14 protein-coding genes and 3 riboswitches are annotated in these 20,736 nt (G+C 36.0%); of the genes, 10 read left to right on the top strand and 4 right to left on the bottom strand.

Going from position 1 to position 20,736, the window contains the following annotated elements:
- Positions 1-13: 13 nt before the first annotated feature.
- Positions 14-1,537 (bottom strand): efflux RND transporter periplasmic adaptor subunit, encoded by a 1,524-nt coding sequence (locus BZG01_RS16985; RefSeq protein ID WP_101311042.1) that lies wholly within the window; start codon positions 1,535-1,537, stop codon positions 14-16.
- Positions 1,538-1,797: 260 nt separating this feature from the next.
- Positions 1,798-2,343 (bottom strand): hypothetical protein, encoded by a 546-nt coding sequence (locus BZG01_RS21440; protein ID WP_143470929.1) that lies wholly within the window; start codon positions 2,341-2,343, stop codon positions 1,798-1,800.
- A gap of 92 nt (positions 2,344-2,435) precedes the next feature.
- On the opposite strand from BZG01_RS21440, the gene BZG01_RS16975 reads away from it, so the two are divergent.
- Positions 2,436-3,809, top strand: a complete 1,374-nt coding sequence (locus tag BZG01_RS16975) for an MATE family efflux transporter (protein ID WP_101311040.1) — start codon at positions 2,436-2,438, stop codon at positions 3,807-3,809.
- Positions 3,810-3,928: 119 nt separating this feature from the next.
- On the opposite strand, the gene BZG01_RS16970 is transcribed toward BZG01_RS16975, so the two are convergent.
- Positions 3,929-4,177: a hypothetical protein gene (locus BZG01_RS16970; protein ID WP_101311039.1), complete on the bottom strand. Its 249-nt coding sequence runs from the start codon at positions 4,175-4,177 to the stop codon at positions 3,929-3,931.
- Between the two features lie 886 nt (positions 4,178-5,063).
- Here BZG01_RS16970 and BZG01_RS16965 point away from each other — a divergent pair.
- Positions 5,064-5,843, top strand: a complete 780-nt coding sequence (locus BZG01_RS16965) for a hypothetical protein (protein ID WP_101311038.1) — start codon at positions 5,064-5,066, stop codon at positions 5,841-5,843.
- Between the two features lie 156 nt (positions 5,844-5,999).
- On the opposite strand, the gene BZG01_RS16960 is transcribed toward BZG01_RS16965, so the two are convergent.
- Entirely contained in the window at positions 6,000-6,596 is a 597-nt protein-coding gene (locus BZG01_RS16960) for a hypothetical protein (RefSeq protein WP_101311037.1), read from the bottom strand.
- A gap of 427 nt (positions 6,597-7,023) precedes the next feature.
- Here BZG01_RS16960 and BZG01_RS16955 point away from each other — a divergent pair, with 427 nt between their 5' ends.
- The 8 genes from BZG01_RS16955 to BZG01_RS16915 all read left to right on the top strand — a co-directional run bounded on the left by BZG01_RS16955 (position 7,024) and on the right by BZG01_RS16915 (position 20,628).
- The gene (locus BZG01_RS16955) at positions 7,024-8,022 is read left to right on the top strand and encodes a TIM barrel protein (protein WP_101311036.1); all 999 of its coding nucleotides are present in this window, start codon (positions 7,024-7,026) and stop codon (positions 8,020-8,022) included.
- A gap of 154 nt (positions 8,023-8,176) precedes the next feature.
- Positions 8,177-8,382: riboswitch (cobalamin riboswitch) on the top strand.
- An 88-nt stretch (positions 8,383-8,470) separates the two neighbouring features.
- Complete coding sequence (locus BZG01_RS16950; RefSeq protein WP_101311035.1) at positions 8,471-9,652, top strand: ABC transporter substrate-binding protein; 1,182 nt, start codon at positions 8,471-8,473, stop codon at positions 9,650-9,652.
- Between the two features lie 7 nt (positions 9,653-9,659).
- Complete coding sequence (locus BZG01_RS16945; RefSeq protein ID WP_101311034.1) at positions 9,660-10,715, top strand: iron ABC transporter permease; 1,056 nt, start codon at positions 9,660-9,662, stop codon at positions 10,713-10,715.
- A gap of 10 nt (positions 10,716-10,725) precedes the next feature.
- Positions 10,726-11,760: an ABC transporter ATP-binding protein gene (locus BZG01_RS16940; protein ID WP_101311033.1), complete on the top strand. Its 1,035-nt coding sequence runs from the start codon at positions 10,726-10,728 to the stop codon at positions 11,758-11,760.
- Positions 11,761-11,850: 90 nt separating this feature from the next.
- Positions 11,851-12,057: riboswitch (cobalamin riboswitch) on the top strand.
- A 165-nt stretch (positions 12,058-12,222) separates the two neighbouring features.
- On the top strand, positions 12,223-14,346 hold the full coding sequence (locus tag BZG01_RS16935; RefSeq protein ID WP_101311032.1) for a TonB-dependent receptor plug domain-containing protein: 2,124 nt from the start codon (positions 12,223-12,225) through the stop codon (positions 14,344-14,346).
- Between the two features lie 554 nt (positions 14,347-14,900).
- Positions 14,901-15,106, top strand: a riboswitch (cobalamin riboswitch).
- 90 nt (positions 15,107-15,196) lie between these two features.
- Entirely contained in the window at positions 15,197-17,107 is a 1,911-nt protein-coding gene (locus BZG01_RS16925; protein WP_101311030.1) for a TonB-dependent receptor plug domain-containing protein, read from the top strand.
- A 10-nt stretch (positions 17,108-17,117) separates the two neighbouring features.
- Entirely contained in the window at positions 17,118-18,512 is a 1,395-nt protein-coding gene (locus tag BZG01_RS16920; protein ID WP_101311029.1) for a cadherin-like domain-containing protein, read from the top strand.
- A gap of 148 nt (positions 18,513-18,660) precedes the next feature.
- Positions 18,661-20,628, top strand: coding sequence for a beta-N-acetylhexosaminidase (locus tag BZG01_RS16915; protein ID WP_101311028.1), 1,968 nt, complete (start codon positions 18,661-18,663; stop codon positions 20,626-20,628).
- Positions 20,629-20,736 lie beyond the last annotated feature (108 nt).

Genomic DNA, 20,736 nt, shown 5'->3' with positions numbered 1-20,736 from the left:
CTTGCATCAAAATTTAATGCTCGTGCGTATGTGCCGGCAATGCACCTGCCATTGAGGCAAGTTTTACAAAATAAGCACCCTTGCTTACAACACGCTCGCCGGCTTTAAGTCCTGAAGTAATTTCTACTTCCTGACCGTTACTAATACCAATAGTTACAAATCGTTTTTCGAAGCTTTCGCCGGATAATTGCACAAACACATATTTTAGTCCCTGATCTTCCAGAACCGCTGACTTTTCGATATGAAGAACATTTGAAGATCTTTCTGATTTCAGATAAACTTCAACAAACGATCCGGCGTATAAATCCGAAGTCAGATCCAGTTCAAAATACAGAGGTGTTGTATAATCATCTTCGTGTATGTCTTTACCGTAGGCGATTAATCTTCCGTTCAGCTTTTCTGTATCGAATATTTGTTCGCTGTACGGTAATTTAAAGTTTGCCGATTTAATGTGTTTCAATTGCTGAAGGTGTTTCTGATACACATCTGCTTTTAGTAATAATTTAGATCCCTGATCAACTTTAGCCAATACATCTCCTTTTTCAACATACTGTCCTTCGTTCACATAAACATCACAAATAAATCCGCTGACAGGCGAAGCAATCAAAAAACCATTCGAATTGTAATCTTTATTGATGCTCTCGTAATTTACGCTTGCATTCTCGAAATTGCTTTTTGCTTCCACAAAATCTTTTTCGGATATAATTTGATCTTCGCGTAGTGTTTTAGCTCTTTCGAAAGCTGATTTTGCCTTCTCCAGATTGGTTTTTGCCTCGGTAAATTGAGTGGAAATATTATTGCCGGCCAAGCCGTTTCCTGAAAGATTGAATATCGGATCGTTCTTTTTAATGTTTTTGCCTGGAACAAGATCCTGCGATTGAAAATGAACGATACCACTGCTTTTGGCTACAATTTGCTTTTCCATATTAACAGATGGAAGTAAAATTCCGGTTGTTTTAATGATTTGCTGAAAAGGACTCAATTTAGCTTCAGAAGTCGCAAAATCGATTTTCCAGGCTTGCTCTTTCAGAAAATTTATTCCTTCAGCGGTTTCAGGTGTTTCAGCCAATTCTGCTTCTTCGTGATCTTTATAAACACGAATATTTTTGGCTGAGAATTGTTCTTTCCCATATTTCGATTCAATATCAAATACGAGAGTGTAGACTCCTGCTTCTTTTGCCTGTACATTTGGAGTAAATATTCCTTCTCTTGCCGGTGCTTCTACTGTTTGACGAACTACTTTTCCCTCTTTTATCAGGCTAACGGTTAACTTTCCTTCTGTGTATGGTTTGTAGCTTTCCAAATTGGTGAAGTGGGTTAAAAATTGACTTGTATGTCCTATCATCAAAGTAGGAAACTCTACAAATAGTTCCGTTTTATCATTAAATAAGGTCAGGCTTTCTGTGGCATGATCTTCGTGAGCCTCCGTTTCGGCAGAATGATTGTGACCTTTGTGATTGGTATTTGAACTTTCTGAAGAATGACAGGCGCTTAATAGCATTGATAAGCAAAAGCTTATCCAGATATATTGTTTCATTTTATTTGTATTTTGTATGATACCAAACACACCTTAAAATAAGTCGATAGAATGCTGTCCCAAACGCATTGGGATTACACAGACAGAAATTATTTTAAAAATGAATCGGTTTTACAGCATAAAACAAGTGTTTGTAACATTGGTCTTATTGCAGATTTGTGATTTTTTTATACCGTTAATTATTAGGTATATCGATTATCTCAATAGAGTTCAGTCCATTGGATAGTCTGCCTGCTGATAATTTGTAACTATCAGTACGCTTAAACTAAAATCGAATTTGGAGGGCCTCTTCTAAGAGGTGAGAACCGAAGCGGTTCAGGAATCAGGATATAGTTATGAACCCTTAATTTTTTAACTTTTTGTATGTCTTCCGAATCAAACAGAATCGCATCCGCTTTAAGGAAGATTTGGTATTTGATTTCTTGCTGAACTCTATTATGAGTCAGAATGCAGCAGGATTCACTGCTTTTTTCGTTTTGATGGTTCCAGTTCGTTTCACCATGATTGCAGGTATTGCATTTCACATGTTGATGAAAGTGAATAATCGAAACTTGTTGATCTTCGGTGGTGTTATGGTTGTGGTTGTGAGGAATTACATCATGCGCAAGCAATACCAGCATTGGTATTAGCATAAGCAGACATAACATTTGTTTCTTGAAATTCCTCATTTTCGACAAATATGCAACAAATATAGATGTTCGCTGATTGATATCCAATACCTGATTGTTGGGATTACAATTTAATGAAGAAAAACAGCCTGTTGTTTGATTGTGGAAATTGTATTTCCTCAATTGGAATTGGAGCATTCAATTGTGATGTTTACATTTGCCAGCCCTAAGACAGATGTCCTTCCCCAAATAGAATATCCAACTTATTTTAGTGTCACATTTTAATTAGCATGAACAGAATTTCGAAAGCCTTTTCCTTACAAGCTTATTTACCTCATTACGGTCCAATTGTAAAACTAGGATTGCCGGTAGTTTTAGCGCAATTGGGACAAATCACAGTGGGATTGGTTGACAACATGATGATTGGCCATTTGGGAACTCACGAACTTGCGGCATCTTCTTTTGCCAATACAATTTTCTGGCTGGTGATTATTTTCGGCACTGGATTTTCATATTCAATTACTCCTTTGGTAGGCGAGGCCAGAGGCGATTTTAAGAAATTGAAAATAGGATCGTGGTTTAAAAACGGCATGCTGGCAATGATATTGATGGGCATATTACTTACCGTGGTAATTTTATTGCTTAGCCTTTTAATGGGAAGAATGGGACAGCCATCCGAAATTATTACTGATGCAAAAAGTTACCTGTGGATTTTGGCGGCCAGTATATTGCCCATGATGATTTTTATGGGATACAAGCAATTTGGTGAAGGACTAGCCAATACTAAAGTGGCTATGAATATCATGTTGCTTGCCAATTTGGTGAATGTAGCTGCAAACTATATTTTGATTAACGGGAAATGTGGTTTTCCGGCAATGGGTTTAAACGGAGCAGGTTATGGAACCTTAATTGCCCGTGGTTTTATGGCAATTGCTTTTTTCCGGGTTTTTCGGACTCGAAGATTTTTTATGCCATATCGGGAAATGATCAGGAAATCGGTTTATTGTTTGAAAGATTTTTGGCGTATCTGGCAATTGGGTCTACCCATTGGTTCTCAGCTGGTAATGGAAGCTTCGGCATTTATGCTGAGTACCATAATGATGGGTTGGATTAGTGTGGAAGGGTTGGCAGCACATCAAATTGTATTGAGTTTGTCTACGGTTAGTTTTATGATTTATCAGGGAATTGCAGCAAGCACAACCATTCGGATTTCGTCTTTACTGGGTGAGAAACGTATCCGAGAAATGAAGAATTCCGGTTGGGCTGCAGTTCATTTGGTGTTGGGAATAGTTGTTTTTATGTGCATACTTTTTGTAAGTCTGCGACATATTTTGCCTACTTGGTTTACGCAGGAACCGGCAGTGATTCAATTAACAGCTCAGTTTCTGATTGTAATGGTGATTTATCAGTTTTTTGATGCTCTTCAAATTGTATTTGGAAGTATTTTAAGGGGAATGTCAGATGTGAACATACCTACATTACTCACCTTTGTTGCCTACTTTCTGGTTTCGTTACCTACCGGATATTTATGTGCTTTTGTTTTCGGTATGAATGAAGTGGGAATTTGGTGGGGATTGCCGGCAGGATTAGGAGCAGCCTCTTTTCTGTTTATGCTTCGGTTTAGAAGTCTTTCCAATAAACTTTTGCAGGCAGGGAAAAAGTAATTTCTGTTTGTAATAAAAAAGCCATAGAGAAAAACTCCATGGCTGATTTTTATTTTGCTTGTGTCCTGCTTGTTTTCTGCTGTATTCTTTTGAGCAGGCAGAGTACATTCCTGTTTTGCTTATTCAGCAGCAGCTTCTTCAACATCAACTTCCTCTGTGGCGCTTACATCTTCTGTTGCTGTAGTATCTTTTGCACATTCAGCTTTAGCTGAACAACATTTAGAAGAATCTTTTTCAAGTTCAGCAGAAGCTTCTGTTTTTTCTTTTGAACAACATGCTTTTTCTTCAGAAGCAGCAGCTTTAGTTTTGTTTCCACAAGAAGTAAATACGAATCCGCAGATGGCAATAGCAAATAATAATTTTTTCATAATAATTAATTTATAGTGGTTTAATTGATGCCAAAAATACGTTTTTTTATCCTGAAATGAAAGTGAATATATTTTTTCTTATTTATTTTAACACGTGTTTTTGTTTAGATATAAGATGTTATATAATAGATTTTTAAGTGCGGAAATATTAAATTTCTTTAAATGAAAATTCTTTACTTAAATTTAATTTGTACTTGTTTTTCCATCTTTCTCCAAAACAGGATAGATAAAAAAGTTAACCAAACCATTCTTATAATTTTCCTGTTCCAGATCTCTTCCGCAAGTAAATTCAACTGAATGTTTTGCAGGTTTTTACTATATGTAAAATTAATGTTAAAATATTTGATGAATTATGCGGAATAAACTAATTTAGGTATACTTTAAATCGGGCTATCCCCATTTGCTGATTGTTTTGTCGTTCTTTTTGTCTGATATTACTTTTAATAACTGATAAATAGTTGGTTGTGGTGGTGGTTTTATTAAGGATTTTGTCGGTTAGATGGGGGTTTCCGGCTTTGTGATTGAGAAATTAGTCTCTTTCACTGCCATTGTTACCAAAGGGAGTTTAAATGTTGGGTGAAGTACTTTATATGTTAGTTAAGGGACTGTGAATGTAGCTTGGGGGATTCGGATTGTTGGCAAAGGGACTTGTAATGCAGCTCGTGGGAATTGAAATGTAACTCAAGGGACTTGTAATGTAGTTAAAGGGAGTGAAAATAAGTTTTAAGTTATTGAATTGAAAGGGTGAAATTTTGTGAGTCTGTTATTTGTTTTGAGTGTATAGCTTTAAAATAAATATGAAGTGTGCCTGGGGAGTTTGTTAGTCGAAATTTGGAACAAATTATTTTAAAATCAACATAGTATTAATCAAACTAATTATTTACACATGGGTTTATATTATAAATTCAAACAAGAAGAACTACCAGTAGTGGGAGAGATTCTATTGCAATTATTTTTGCGTGACCGTGAAAAGTTCTCAAACTTTTCGCCGGAATTTAATGATGAGTTTGTTACTGATTTTCAGAATAGAATTCATCGGGTGGCCGATCTTACTCAGTCGAAAACGCAAACCGCTGAGATTAAAAAAATTACTTCTGATTTGTATAGTGGTCTTGATGCAATTCTTCATAAGTTGGAATTGATTGCAGCTTATACTCAACGGGCAAACAAAGTAATGCTAGTTAAAGCCTCCGATTTTGGAGTGAAAGAAGCGAAGAAAATGATCCGGATAAGAAATGTTGAAGGCTATTGTGCAAAAGCGAAAATAATTCAACAAAATATTGCTAAAAATCTTGAAGTATTAAAGGAGAAAGGGTATAAGGATAGTTTGGGTACTGAATTGGAGCAGATGACTCAAAAAGTGTATGATTTAAATTTATTACAGGAACAAAAAACAAGCGAACGCAAGCAATTGGTTGTCGATAACAATGCCGAACTTAATCTTTTTTGGAAGCAGTTAAGTGATATCTCGAAAACCGGGAAAATGCTCATGAAGGAGGATGAACCGAAAGCCGAAGAGTACATGTTTAGCTGCTTAATTCATAAGGTTCGAAAAATAAATACCAAAATTGAATCGAAAAAAAAGGGAACATCTACAGTACCAGTTGGTCAGATTCCTGTTTCAAAAGAAACTGCAGTAAAGAAAGAAGAAGCTGTGCCTGAGTAAGAAGAGTTGTAATTATTGAGAAATAATAGAATGCCTCCTTCGGGAGGTTTTTTTTATAAAGCAAAAAATAAGTGTAGGTCCGATTTCTCTGGGCTTACACTTATTATATAGGAATGATTCTTTTGAATCATCTGGTCACTTGAACCGCTTTGGTCACTATTTTCTGAAGGCATAATTGTACTCTTTTTTGTCAGACACTAAACGAACTTTATAATCTCCTTTTGGCAATGCTTCTACATTGAATTTTTTAGAGAAAGTCGGTTCTGATGCATAAGAGCCATTAAATACTTCATTTCCAAATTCATCATTTATTGAAATGTTGAATGCTTTGTTTTCAAAAGACAGGTAGGTTACAAACAAATTGTTATCCTCTGTTCTGAAAAGAGTTTTTTCTGCAGTGTTCTCAGCTAATTCTGCAACAAGTTTGTTGTTGGCAACTACAAATTCTTTTTCAATATTATCTCCTTTACCAGTTAAAACGATTTTGTATGTACCATCTTCAAGATAAGAGAAATCAAACAATTTTTGAGCTGTAGTTTCACCACCTACTTTGTTTGAATAATACAAGTTTCCAGCTTCATCGTAAATCTTCATTTTAAGCAATGATTCGGTTGGATTGATAATAGATACAATTGATAAATCAGTATCCAGATAAGGGTTAATTCGGATGTTTCCGGTTGCAAATGCTGAACTTGTCCCTAAGAATAGTATTACTCCCAATACCAATCCTTTAAATGTGTTTTTTGTTTTCATCTTTTTTAAATTTAAATGAGTAATAATTTACAAAATCAACCATCGGTTATTTGTGATTGGCTGACATTGTAAATCTAGAAATAAATCATAGAAATGATCTAAATAATAATTCCCAAAATTGAATAAATAACAAAAAAAACAACTTAAAACGGTTGCGGGAGCTCCCGAAATTGTTTGCGTTACAATGATTTAATAAAGAAATTTGTCATTATTAACCGTTAAACGGCAAATTTGTTTTTATGATAACGTTTCCGAATTTTGCGAAAAATGGCCAAAACGTCATTTTTTTATCTGATGAGTGAAAAAAGGATTCAGAAATAGATAGTAAGGGGGGGGTTAAAATGATCATTTAAGACTATTTTTGATGTGAATTTTTAAACAGCCCCTTAATTTTGTGGTTGTGTTGGTGAAAAATACATTATTATATATGAATTATAAAAATTTAATGGACTTCTCTGTTTATCCATCTGATGTGAGTCGTTTTGAGAACGGATGGAAAGGACTGGAAGAATATGTAACGGAAAAAAATATAGATGGGGTTGAATTACTAATCGGTTATGATTCTCCATCCGAAGAAATTCCAAAAGGAATAGTTAAAAGTGTTCATTTGCCATTTTGGGTAACCTGGTTGGATGTTTGGCGAAAAGGAGAGGATGCTGCCAAATATTATTTTCCTAATATGTCAGCAGAGCATCTGCAGTTTTGCTGCGGAGGTAAGAATGCTGCAGAAATGATTACTTCTCAGAAGAAATTGTGGGAATACGCAGCACATTTTCAACCATCTCATGCTGTTATACACGCAGCACATGTAGAATTGGAACACGCTTTTACGCGTGATTTTAACTATAAAAGCACTGAGGTAATGAAGGAGTTAGCAGAAATGCTGAACAGAACGGCTCAGGAATTTGGTGATGGAGAGCCTCCGGTTACATTAGCCATCGAGAATTTGTGGTGGCCGGGTCTGGATTTTTTGTTTCCGGCTGAGGCCGATGATTTTGCATCCCGATTGGATTTTTCAAATTGGAATCTACTTTTGGATACGGGACATTTAATGAATACGAATATTGCATTGAGATGTGAGGATGAGGCCATTGATTTTGTTTTGGATCGGATATCACGATTGTCGAAAGATATTCAGGCGAAAATTAAGAGTCTGCATTTGAATTTGAGTTTATCAGGAGAATATCAAACGAAACAGGTTATGAATGGTTTACCAACAGGATGGTCAGACTTAAATCATACAGAGAAATATACTACAGCACGTAATCATGTTCTGCAGATTGATCAGCATTTACCATTTACGAGTAAGCGCGTAAAAGAAATAATTTATGAGATTGAACCTGAAACTGTAATTCATGAATTCATTACAAAGGATATCAAGGAATATTCAGAGAAATTGGATGTTCAGATGAATGCTTTACGTTAGTGAAATACAACGAGGTGGCTTTAAATTGTATTTTCCACATTTCTACACCTTATAATAAAGACTGTTTCGTTCAATACGATTCAGTCTTTTTGTTTTTGTACGACAGTTATTCCTGATTGCTTTTTTAAAACCTCTTCTTTTTCCGAAATATTCCATAGATTTGCAGGAATTGGGTTTCTCTCTTTTGAGAATTAAAATGGGAATCCGGTGCAATACCGGAGCTGTCCCCGCAGCTGTAAGCCCTCAATGATTTTTCATTGATAAGTTCTGACAAATCAGCCACTATGTGAATGTAGTTTTGCATGGGAAGGCGTTAGAATTGGGTAAAGCCAGAAGACCTGCCTAATAAATTGAACTGTTTCGTAACTTCGGGGAACTGAGTAACGAAGGTATAATTGTAGTAATTGTATTTTCTTGTCTGCTATCCCCACAATTATTGTGGAAGAAAATGAATTTATTAAAATCAAGCTGTTGGGCATTACTCCTGATTCTGTTATTGGGTACTGTTTCCTGTCAATCCGGCGATCCAAAAAAGAAAGAAAAACAAGCTGATAATTCAGCTGTCGATTCATCTTTTTATCATCAATCTCAATTAAAGTACGCCAAAGGCTTTCAAATTAAACTTCTTGCCAATGGCTTAAAAGAATTGATTGTTTGGGATCCTTGGAACGAAGGCAAAATTTTCCAAAAATATTATTTGAAGAATCGTGGGGAAAAAACAGATATTCAGGTTCCTGCTGATGGTTTGTTGGTAGAGGTTCCTGTAAGGAGTATTGCCGCGCTATCGAGTACTCAAATAGGAATTTTAAAGTTCTTAAACGTTCAGGATCGAATTGTTGCAGTTTCTTTGCGCGATCGTATTTACGATGAGGAGTTGGATAAAAAGGCTCAGAATGGAACGATACAAGCAGTAGGTCATTCGGAAAGTCTGAATTTCGAGAAAATTGTTGAGCTGGATCCTGAATTGGTAATGGTTGCCGGTTTTATGAACATCACCGACAAGGAAACTAAATTAATGAAAGCAGGTTTGCCGGTTGCTTATAATATAGAGTGGATGGAAACTTCTCCCTTGGCACGTGCTGAATGGGCAAAATTTATTGCAGCTTTTTTTAATGAGGAGGCCGAGGCTGAAAAACATTTTAATGCTGTAGAAAAGAGATACAATGATTTGAAAAAGTTGGTGGAAAATGTGGAGAGTAAACCAAGCATTCTTTCGGGCTATAATTTTAAAGGCATTTGGTATATGCCAGGCGGACAAAGCTACTTAGCGCAATTCCTTCGCGACGGAAAGGCAGATTATTGTTGGTTTTCTGATAGCACCAGTGGCAGTATGCCATTAAGTTTTGAGGTTGTTTTCGATAAGCAGGGAGAAGCAGATATTTGGTTTGGCCCCGGACAATGCAGAACTTTGGAGGATATGAAAAACATGGATGAGCGTTACACCTTATTTCGATCATATAAAACAGCTCATGTTTTTTGTTCTACAAAAAGAATGAAAGATAGCGGCGCCAACGATTGGTTTGAGTCAGGTGTAATGCAACCCGATGTTGTGTTTAAAGATGTGATTAAGATTTTACATCCCGAATTGCTGCCAAATTATGAACTGTATTACTATCAACAATTGAAATAGGAAAGCTATGCTGTTGAATAAAAATGGAAGATTGTTTTCGCTCGTATTTGGGATACTGTTCCTTCTTATTTGTGGCGTTTTCCTGTTGGATTTGATATTCGGAAGTGTAAATATTCCTTTTAAAAAGGTGTTTGCAATACTATATGGTGCTGATGTGAAAAACTCATGGAACTACATCATTTTAAATTTTCGTTTACCGAAAGCTTTAACTGCCATTTTTGTTGGAGCCGGATTATCGGTTACAGGCTTAATGATGCAGACACTTTTCAGAAATCCATTGGCCGGACCTTACGTTTTGGGAATTAGTTCCGGGGCAAGTTTGGGAGTTGCTTTAATGGTAATGGCATCGGCTTTAATGCCGGTTGCTTTTGGAGTTATTTCGGCTTTTTTAGGTAGTTGGGCATTGGTGGTTGCAGCTGTTGTTGGTGCATCATTGGTATTCATGCTGGTTGCTTTGGCCTCTCTTAAAATATCAGATAGTGTTTCACTGCTGATTATCGGAATCATGTTTGGAAGTATTACCGGTGCTGTGGTAAATATTCTGCAATATTTTAGCGATCCGGAGCAAATACAAAGTTTTATCGTATGGACTTTTGGCAGCTTGGCAGGTGTTACATGGACCGAAATGAAAGTAATGGTACCCATTGTTTTTAGCGGTTTGATCATTGCTTTTTTTCTGATAAAACCATTGGACGCACTTTTGTTGGGCGAGAATTATGCGCGGGGAGTTGGAATATCAGTTAATAAGACTCGTATAGCCGTTATTATTAGTACGGCATTAATTGCCGGAACTTTAACCGCATTTACTGGTCCTATTGCTTTTGTTGGTGTTGCTGTGCCACATATTGCACGATCTATTTTCAGAACCGCAAGTCATAAAGTACTAATGCCGGCGGTAATATTAATTGGTGCAGCTATCATGCTTGCTTGTGACATTATTTCTCAAATACCAGGGAATCAGAATACATTACCAATTAATTCGGTAACAGCATTGTTTGGAGGGCCGGTTGTAATTTGGGTGATTATGCGTAGTAGAAATGTGAAGGCTTCTTTTGCCGGGTAAGAATTGGGTTATGAGTGAAATTAAAGAAGTACAAAAAGACATACTGGTAACTCAGGATCTTTCCATTGGATACAAACAAGGGAAGAAGGAACAGCTATGTTTGCTTTCAGATATCAACCTGACAATCAGGCGGGGCGAAATGGTCTGTCTTTTGGGTCCGAACGGAGCGGGTAAATCGACTCTTATGAGAACCATTGCCGGTATTCAATCGCCCTTGGCGGGATATACCTTGGTAGAAGGAATTCCTATTCGTGATCGGAATTTTAAAGAGATTGCTCAATTGCTAAGTATCGTTTTAACTGAGCGGATTAATGTGGGAAACCTCACCGTTTACCACATCGTTTCTTTGGGCCGGCATCCTTATACTTCATGGATGGGACGTTTATCGGAAGAGGATAACGATAAAATTAAAGGGGCATTGGAACAAGTTGGTTTATTGCATTATGCCGATCATTTTATCAATCAGTTGAGTGATGGAGAAAGGCAGCGGGTGATGATCGCCAAGGCTTTGGCGCAGGATACGCCGTTAATTATGCTCGATGAACCTACTGCGCATTTGGATTTGCCAAACCGTGTTGACATCATGCGGTTGCTGCATCGTTTGGCCCGGGAAACCAATAAGGCCATTTTACTTTCTACCCACGAATTGGATTTAGCACTTCAGGCTGCAGATGTTATTTGGCTGATGGCACGGGGGCAGACGATTAAAGTTGGTGCTCCTGAGGATTTGGTTTTGAATGGAAGCATCGAAGAGACATTTCATAATAAATCATTCATCTTTGATCGTAAGACAGGAAATTTCATTATGAATTACCAGAAAAAACAGATCATTCAGGTTTTGGGTAATGATGTAATGGGGTTCTGGACACAAAGGGCATTGTCCCGCGAAGGTTATCAGGTTACTTGCGAAGAAGCCGGTAATTGTTCTGTGAAATTGCTCGAAGATACTATGGAATGGGAAATTCATCGAAATGGAGAGGTGAAAAAATGTCGGAGCATTCAGGAACTGCTGGCTTATCTCCGAACTTTTCTTGTTTTCGATTAATTTTAAATCCGTATTTTATTCATTTATAGAGTCTCCTGAAATACTGCCAAATAAATTTCTAAAATTAGATTTCTCAGAATAATATTTTACATACATTTGCATCGCATTCGGTATTTTATTCCTCATTATTCAGGAATGAAATGAAAAGGGAATTCGGTGAAAATCCGAGACTATACCCGTAGCTGTAAGTTCTAAAAAGAGCTTTTTGAAAGTCCTGTGCCACTGTTCCGATTTTGGAATGGGAAGGCCTCAAAAAGTAGAACAAGTCAGAAGACCTGCCTTTGCAATCAATTTTAAGTCATTGCTTTCGGGAAAAAGAGCAAGTGAACGAAAACTTTATCGAACATTGATACAAGGATTGATCTGCCATGACCGGTTCTTTATGTCATGTTGTGAAATTTTCTTTTAGCTCCCTGTCTGCATTGCATTAGTTAAACTTATTTTCATTTATTCTTAAAAGACATGAAAAGAACATTTTTAACGGCTTTTGCATTGCTGTCATTATTAAATTCTGCAGTAAAAGCTGATGAGATTCCAAATCCTGCCAAAGATACAACGGCAGTGAGACACCTGAATTTATCAGAAGTTAAGATTAACGCATCACGTGTAAATGCAAAAATGAAGGATCTTCCTCAAAAGGTTGAGGTGGTTACACGAAGAATGATTGAAGCGACTCCTGCAGTTGATATGGGGGATTTGCTAAAAAAGACTACCGGTGTTGATATTATTCAATATCCAGGAATTTCTTCAGCTGTAAGTATGAGAGGTTTCGCTCCATCTACATCAAACAAATACAATGTGATTTTAATTGATGGCAAACCTGCAGGAACTACCAATATTGCAACAATAGATCTATCGAATGTAGAGCGGGTTGAAATTTTAAAAGGTCCTTTTTCAGCACAATATGGTTCTTCGGCTATGGCTGGAGTAATCAATATTGTTACCAAAGAAAGTACGCAAAGTATTACCGGAAATGCAAGTGTTTCTTACGGAAGCTTCGAAACGTATACGGGTAGTTTAAGTGCCGGTGGTGCTTTGTCGGAGTCGATGGATTTTGATGTAAGCTGCAATTACCAAAAACAAGGAAAGGATTATAAAATTGGGAAAAAGAATTTCTTTGGTAAAAGCGATGCTGAAACAATATTGGATCCAACGACCTACGGCAAGAGGATGGAGCATTCACAATTTGAAAGACAGAATGCAAGTGCACGTTTAGGCTTCATTTTAGATGAAAACTGGAAGATTAATATTCATCAGTCGGTGTTTATTGCCAATGATGTTGAAACACCAGGTTCTTTTTGGCATGTGTATGGTATGGATTCAAAAGATATGAATAAGTATACAACAAGTGCTGACGTACTGGGAAAAATAGGAAACCATAAGCTAAGTTTATCTCCTTTTCACAGCAAAGAGGAAACAACCACTTTCAATTCAGTTTATGGTGATACCGAGAGTATTCATAAAAATTACGGCTTTATTCTTCAGGATGCCTTTAAAGTAGGAGAGCACTCTATTGCTTTTGGAATCGACAATAAAAACGATGTTTCCGAAAGCAATAATTGGAATACTTTGGGTGATGTTACAGCCCCTTCTACTCCAAAATATAAAAATGTATCGACCGGCATTTTTGGTCAGATAAATACAAATACTTTAAATGGAAAATTGAATATTGCCATAGGGGCAAGATATGATTTGGTGAAATTGAAATTGGAAGCGGACGATTTATTAGGGAATGAAGCAAGTACAGAGGAATACAATGTATTTACACAAAATGTGGGTGTAAAATATGAACTTCTTAAAGGATTAGCGGTTCATTCCAGTTGGGGAAATGCATTTTATGCTCCTGATGCTTTTCAAAAGGCAGGATTGTATACCACCGCATATGGAACCACAAAGGGAAATCCAAATTTGAAGGATGAGCAAAGTAATACTTTTGATGCTGGATTTGAATATAAGAATTTTGGGAAAGGCTTTAATTTCGATTTTACTTATTTTAAAACACATCATAATAACATGATCGTTAGTTATTCTGTAGACCCGGATGGCACAGCATACAATGGTGATGAGTATAAAACTTACAAAAATGCCAATTTTGCCGATATGGATGGAATTGAAATTGAAACATCTTATGATTTTGGTGCTTTGGTTGATTACAATTATTCCTTGAAACTATACGCAAATTATACTCATATTATTGATGCAGCTGTAACCGAGCGTATTAAAACAGATGATGGAACTTATAAAAACCAGAGCAGTCCTATGAGATATGTTCGCGATAACAATGCAAATTTCGGAATTGATTTTGACAATTTAAATGGATTTTCTACTCGTTTAAATGCGCGTTATATTGGTCATAGATATGAAGATAATTGGTATACATATTATCCAATTCGTACTAATGTTACTGAAAAAGTTCTTCGTCACCCTGTTTCAATGGTATTTGATTATTCGGCAAGCTATACTTTCAAAGAAAAATATACTCTTGGAGTAACTGTTGCTAACTTGTTCGATGAAAACTATACCGAAAAAGATGGATACAATATGCCGGGTAGAGCAATAACTGCTAAGTTCGCTTATAAATTCTAAAGGATAACTTGTAAGCTTACACGCATTGTTTTCCAATAATAAAATGATCTATGTAAACTTACATGGCACATTATCAGAAAAAAAAATGGCGTTTGTTTTCTTACAAAGCATACTTTCGAAAAAAGAAACAGCAATTGTAAGCTTGCATGCTATACTTTTTAAAAAGAAAATGGTAATTGCAAGCTTACACAGTATACTTTTAAAAAGAAAAGTGGTAGTTGTAAGCTTACACGGTTTACTTTTTAAAAAGGAAATGGTAATTGTAAGCTTACAAGGCATACTTTTTAAAAAACAGATATATTTTGGGACTAATATTGTCAAATTTACTTGGTGAAAATTACACCGAAAAAGATGGTTATAATATGTATGGTTGATCGATAACTGCTAAATTAACTTATCGATTCTAAAACAATTTTTATTCAGTTTAAAAGGGGTATTCCAGTTTTGGGATGTCTCTTTTTTTATTGTTTGCCGGTTATTAGTGGTTGATTTGCAATGTGTTTTATAATATTTTATAAATAAGAGATTCCTAAATCTGATTTTGATTTTTTTTATACATTTGCAATGCAATTGGTTCTCATATATCTGAATGAATCAGATAGAGATGAAAAGGGAATCCGGTTAAAGTCCGGAACTGTTCCCGTAGCTGTAAGCTCAGAAAAAAGCTTTTTCACCACAATGCCACTGTTTCGATAAATCGGGATGGGAAGGCCGAAAAAGTTGAGTAAGTCAGAAGACCTGCCAATGCAAACTTAATTTTCAAAACATTCGGAGAAGATGTTTGGAAGACGATTGAATCATCTATTTCTTTTGTTCTGTCCTTGTGTTTTCTTCTTTATCAAATTATAAGATGAAGTTGAAATTTTTATTTACAGTAATTGTAAGCTTTTTGAGTTTTGGTGTTTGGTCGCAAACCTTAGGTGTGGATACCATCCGGATTGAATCCATTGATATTGTGGCGCCAAGACTTCAGCATTTTTCTTCCACCGAAAAAACGGTGCAAATTGATTCCATTCTTATTCAGAGATACGATGGAAAGGATTTGTCGAGCTTACTTCAGAAAACATCTTTGGTAAATATTTCTTCGAATGGTGCGTTTGGGGCTCTTGCTACGGCTGGGATGCGGGGTGCATCAGGAACACATACATCTGTGAATTGGAATGGGATTCCTGTTAATTCATTAACAACAGGTTCGGCAGATTTATCCTTAATAAATGCAGGTTCTTTTGATCAAGTTCAGGTGATTTACGGTGCCGTAGGATCTTTATATGGTTCTGGAACATTGGGTGGTGCTATTGAATTGTCAAATACACCCGATTGGAAGAAAAAGTCTTCTGTTGGTCTGAATTCGGAAATAGGCAGTTTCTCAAATACAAAAACAAAACTCTTTGGGAAATATTCCAATAAGTGGATTTCCTATTCCGGACAAGCTTTTTTCCAATATGGGAAGAATGATTTTTCATACACCGATTTTCATGATTTTGGATCGCCCACTGAACGATTAAATAACAATGAAAACAGAGCGTTTGGGACGATTCAAGACCTGCACTTGAAAATTAACGAACACTATATTGATTTTGGAGCCTGGTATCAGGTAAAAGAAAAGAATATTGGTGGATTAATGGGAATTGGTGCTCCTATTAGCTATCAGAAACAACGGGATTCATCCTTTAAAGCCTATATAGGTTGGAAAAAACTGATTGGTAAATTTCGTTTGGAAGCGAAATCTGCGTATTTATCAGATTATTTGAAGTATACCGATAGAGGGAGTGCAACGAATACGGGATATAAAATATTTTCAGAAATAGAATCGAAACGTTGGTTAAATGATGTCAACTTGAGATATTATTTCTCAGATAAATGGAGTGTTGATATCAATGGTAAATACAATTGGTTGAAAGGAATTACCAATAATTACGATGGTAATATTCACGAAAATGAGTCGCGTGCTACACTTGCAGCTAAGTATACACCATTAATCGGAACATTCATTTTTACTTATGCTAAGGAGTGGAATTCGGAGGTTAATCCACCGGAAATGTATTCGTTTAGTTCTCTTATTCATCTATTTCCTACTATTATAGATATTCGCAGTAAAGCATCAACACATTATAAAAGACCAACATTTAATGAACGTTATTGGAATATTTCAGGGAATGTTGATTTAAAATCAGAGAATGGATGGAATTATGAATTAGGAGTAGTGATGCTATCACAAAAGGCATTGTATGGTGATATTACTTTAGATTTTAATGCTTATAAGGCTCTTAATGATGATTTAATTGCATGGCAACCAGGATCAGGAACACTTTGGAAACCGATCAATATTGGTAAAACAGTAATTCAAGGTGTTGATATTGAAGCGACTCATTTTCTGAAGGTCAAAAATAATAGTCTTCGAACTTCATTAAAATATGCCTGTAACGACGCTTACAATAATGATAAGGAAAGCGATAACTATAAGAAAACATTGGCTTATCGTCCGCATCACATAGTCAAATTTTCTTCGGATTATTTGTTTGGAAAATGGGAGTTTGGAATACTTGGAACGGTTCGCTCCAATACCAATACCTGGGAAGGAGATCAGGTTGATGGAAACATGCTGATAGATTTAAATGGAGGATATCGTTTCGATACCAGTTTTGCGAAAATAAAACTGACGGGTAGAGTTGAAAATCTGTTGGATGAATCATATGAAATTGTCAGGTTTTACCCCATGCCTGGCAGAGCTTATTATTTTGGGGTAAATGTAATTTTTTAATTAATTAGCTATGAAAAAGTTTTTGAATCTTACGTTAGGACTGTTAATTGCAAGTTCTTTATTCGTATCGTGTTCTGATGACGACGATAATGCAATGCCGAATCTGTCGGTGAATAATGGTATTGTTCTTGAAAATAGTGCTGCAGTAGCTATTACAGGATCAGAATTAAATGTTGTAGATACTGATACAGATGATATTGATATTATATATACTGTAACAATTGCTCCAGAGAATGGTATTCTTGCAAATGCCTCAGATCCTACAACTTCTGTAGTAAATTTTACTCAGGCTGATATAGCTGCTTCTAAAATTGTATATGTACACGACGGAAGCCAAGCTTTAACTGATAAGTTTTCTTTTACAGTTACAGATGGAGACAATATATTGACAGGTATTTTTAATATTAGTATTGGTGAAAAGCAGATTGGCTATTTTTATGTATTGAACGAAGGTAACTCTAATGGTTCAGTTACAATGATCAATAGAAATAATGAGGTAACCAATAATTATTTTTCATCAGTAAATAGTGGTGTTACTCTAGGTCAATATCCTCAATCGATGGCTATAAATGGTGAATATGCATATATTGTTGTGACAACAGGAAGCGGTGCCGGTTATGTTGAAGTGGTAACAGCTTCCGATTTTGTACATTACGCGACTATTGATGGATTATCTTATCCTAGAGAAATTGCTTTTGCAAATGGAAAGGCTTACGTTTCAAATGGTAACGGAGCCGATGCTAATTACGCAAAACAGAATAATGAGGTTTACGTTATTGATTTAAAAACAATGACTAAAACCGGACAAATTGCGGTTGGTGCAGGACCGGAAAAAATGATTGTTTCAGGTGATAAGCTATATGTTGCAAACAGTGGCGGATGGTCGAACGACGACAACACTGTTTCGGTAATTGATGTTGATACCGATAAAGTAGTGGAGACAATAACGGTTAAATCTTGTCCAAAAGATATGGCTAAAGATGCGAATGGTGATGTTTGGGTATATTGTGCAGGTGTTACTTCTTATGATGGAAATTGGAATGTAGTTGGAATTGATGATGCCGGAATATCAAAAATTAATACTACAAACAGTGAAGTAACATCTTATGTGTTAACAAATATTACTTCATTTGCTCTGAAAAATATTTGTGCTTCGAAAGATGGAAAATCAATTTATTATATGTCTGATGCAGTTTACGCAATGAACATTACCGATACAGCTTTACCAACATCTAAGTTTATTGATGCAACATTCTACGGTATGGATGTGAATCCTGTTAATGGAAACCTTTGGTTGTGTGAAGGAACAAATCCTGGAAAAGTACTTGTTTACTCTCCTGCAGGCAGCAAATTAAAAGAATTTACTGTTGGGGCGATGCCTAATTCAACAACATTTTCATATTAACAAAAAAAATGATAAGAGATGAGTGGCACTCCATGTTAGGAATGCCACTTTTTTTATGCTTATTAATGAATAATAGGAGGACAATCAATTATTTACTTATTTTTATATCTCCAAAAAGCCGAATACAAACAATTAATCAATTGATTCTATGAGAACTTCTATTTTGTTCTTGTTGCTGGTAAGCGCACAAGTTATGAATTCCTTTACTTCCACTGCACAAACAAGTAATTCTGTGAATATAATTCCAAAGCCATCAAGAATTATTAATGATAAGGGTAGTTTATTGTTAAAAGAAGATGTGAAAATATTCTTTTCGAACGAAGTGGAAGACAAAGAGATTTTACTTTCCTATTTGTGCGATCAGATAAATCAATTAACAGGTGTTGAAATTCCCAAAAAGATAACGAGAAAGTTACCGGCATCTAATAAAATCATTTTTAGAAAAGTTACTGATAACAATTGGGGAGAAGAAGAATACTCTTTGATTGTTGATGTTACAGGAGTTTTGATTGAGGCAAAATCGGACAAAGGTTTTTTTTACGGAATACAATCCCTTTTGCAATTGGTGCCTTTAAATACTGAGTTGAAAATTCCTTACATAAAGATATTGGATGAGCCAAGGTATCCGTATCGGGGAATGCATCTGGATGTTTGCCGTCACTTCTTTTCTGTTGATTTTATCAAGAAGTATATTGATTTAATGGCCATGTATAAGATGAATACTTTTCACTGGCATTTAACCGAGGATCAGGGCTGGAGAATCGAAATTAAAAAATATCCAAAACTTACAGAGATTGGTGCGTGGCGAATTGAGAAGGATGGGAGTAAGTACGGGGGTTTTTATACACAGGATCAAATTAAAGAGATTGTAAAATATGCGTCGGAACGATTCATAACAGTTATTCCGGAAATTGAATTGCCTGGACATTCTGTGGCTGCACTTGCAGCTTATCCCGAACTGGCTTGTAACCAAGGACCTTTTGAGGTGGAGAACGAATGGGGCGTTTTTGATGATGTCTATTGTGCAGGGAAAGAGACTACTTTTGAATTTTTGCAAAATGTTTTGCTGGAGGTCATTGAATTATTTCCCTCTAAATACATCCACATTGGTGGCGATGAATGTCCTAAGTCAAACTGGGCATCATGTTCTTTGTGTCAGAAAAGAATTAAGGAGGAAGGACTGAAAGATGAACATGAACTGCAGTCTTATTTTATTCAGCGCATAGAGAAGTTTTTAATCAGTAAAAATCGTAAGATTATTGGTTGGGATGAGATATTGGAGGGGGGATTAGCTCCTGAGGCAACCGTTATGTCATGGAGAGGAACTGCAGGAGGTATTCAGGCTGCAAAACAGAAGCACGATGTGATAATGACACCTGGATCTCATTGTTATTTCGATCATTATCAGGATGTGAATTACATTGAACCTACAGCTATTGGTGGTTTTACGTCCTTACAAAAAGTATATGAATTTGAACCAACACCTTCAGAATTAAATGAAGATGAGGCAAAATATATTTTAGGGGCACAAGCAAATATTTGGACTGAATATATGCATACTCCGGATCGGGTAGAGTATATGCTTGCTCCTCGAATCTGCGCTTTGGCAGAAGTTGTGTGGTCATCTAAAGGTCAACGAAATTGGAATGATTTTCAGGACAGGATGAATCATCATTACGAATTACTGCATAAATATGAGATAAATTCATTCATTCAGGCACCGCATGGAGGAGTTAATAAGAATTTCTTTTTTGATCAGATGGAAATGCCTTTTGAGGTAAAATTGCAGGATGCTGAAATAAGGTACACATTGGATGGTTCAAATCCAGATGTGAACTCTAAAATTTATACTAAACCGTTGGTGATAGAAAATACGACAACCATTAAAACTCAAACCTTTCACGAATCAGGCTTAAAGAGTAAAATAAGAACTATTGAATGTGTTAAAATTTCACCATTGGTGTCCGATACAATTTCTGAATTAGGTGAGGGATTAAAGTACAAAATTATAAAAGGGAAATTTAAAAATCTTGATGAGGTAACGTACGATGAGGTGATGCAGTGCGGAGTTCTGGATAAAATTAAGTTTCCTAAGGATATTAGACATTATTCCTAATTAGAAATATAGTTTTGTTTATTTGTTTTTAACTTCGGATACTTCCATCGTCTGATAGAAACTCTCAAATTTTGTAGCCCACATGCTATTTCCATTACGACGTCATGG

The organism is Labilibaculum manganireducens, assembly GCF_002843385.1.
Lineage (GTDB): Bacteria > Bacteroidota > Bacteroidia > Bacteroidales > Marinifilaceae > Labilibaculum > Labilibaculum manganireducens.
The sequence above is the reverse complement of the archived record's forward strand: the minus strand, read 5'-3'. Positions and strand labels throughout refer to the sequence as shown.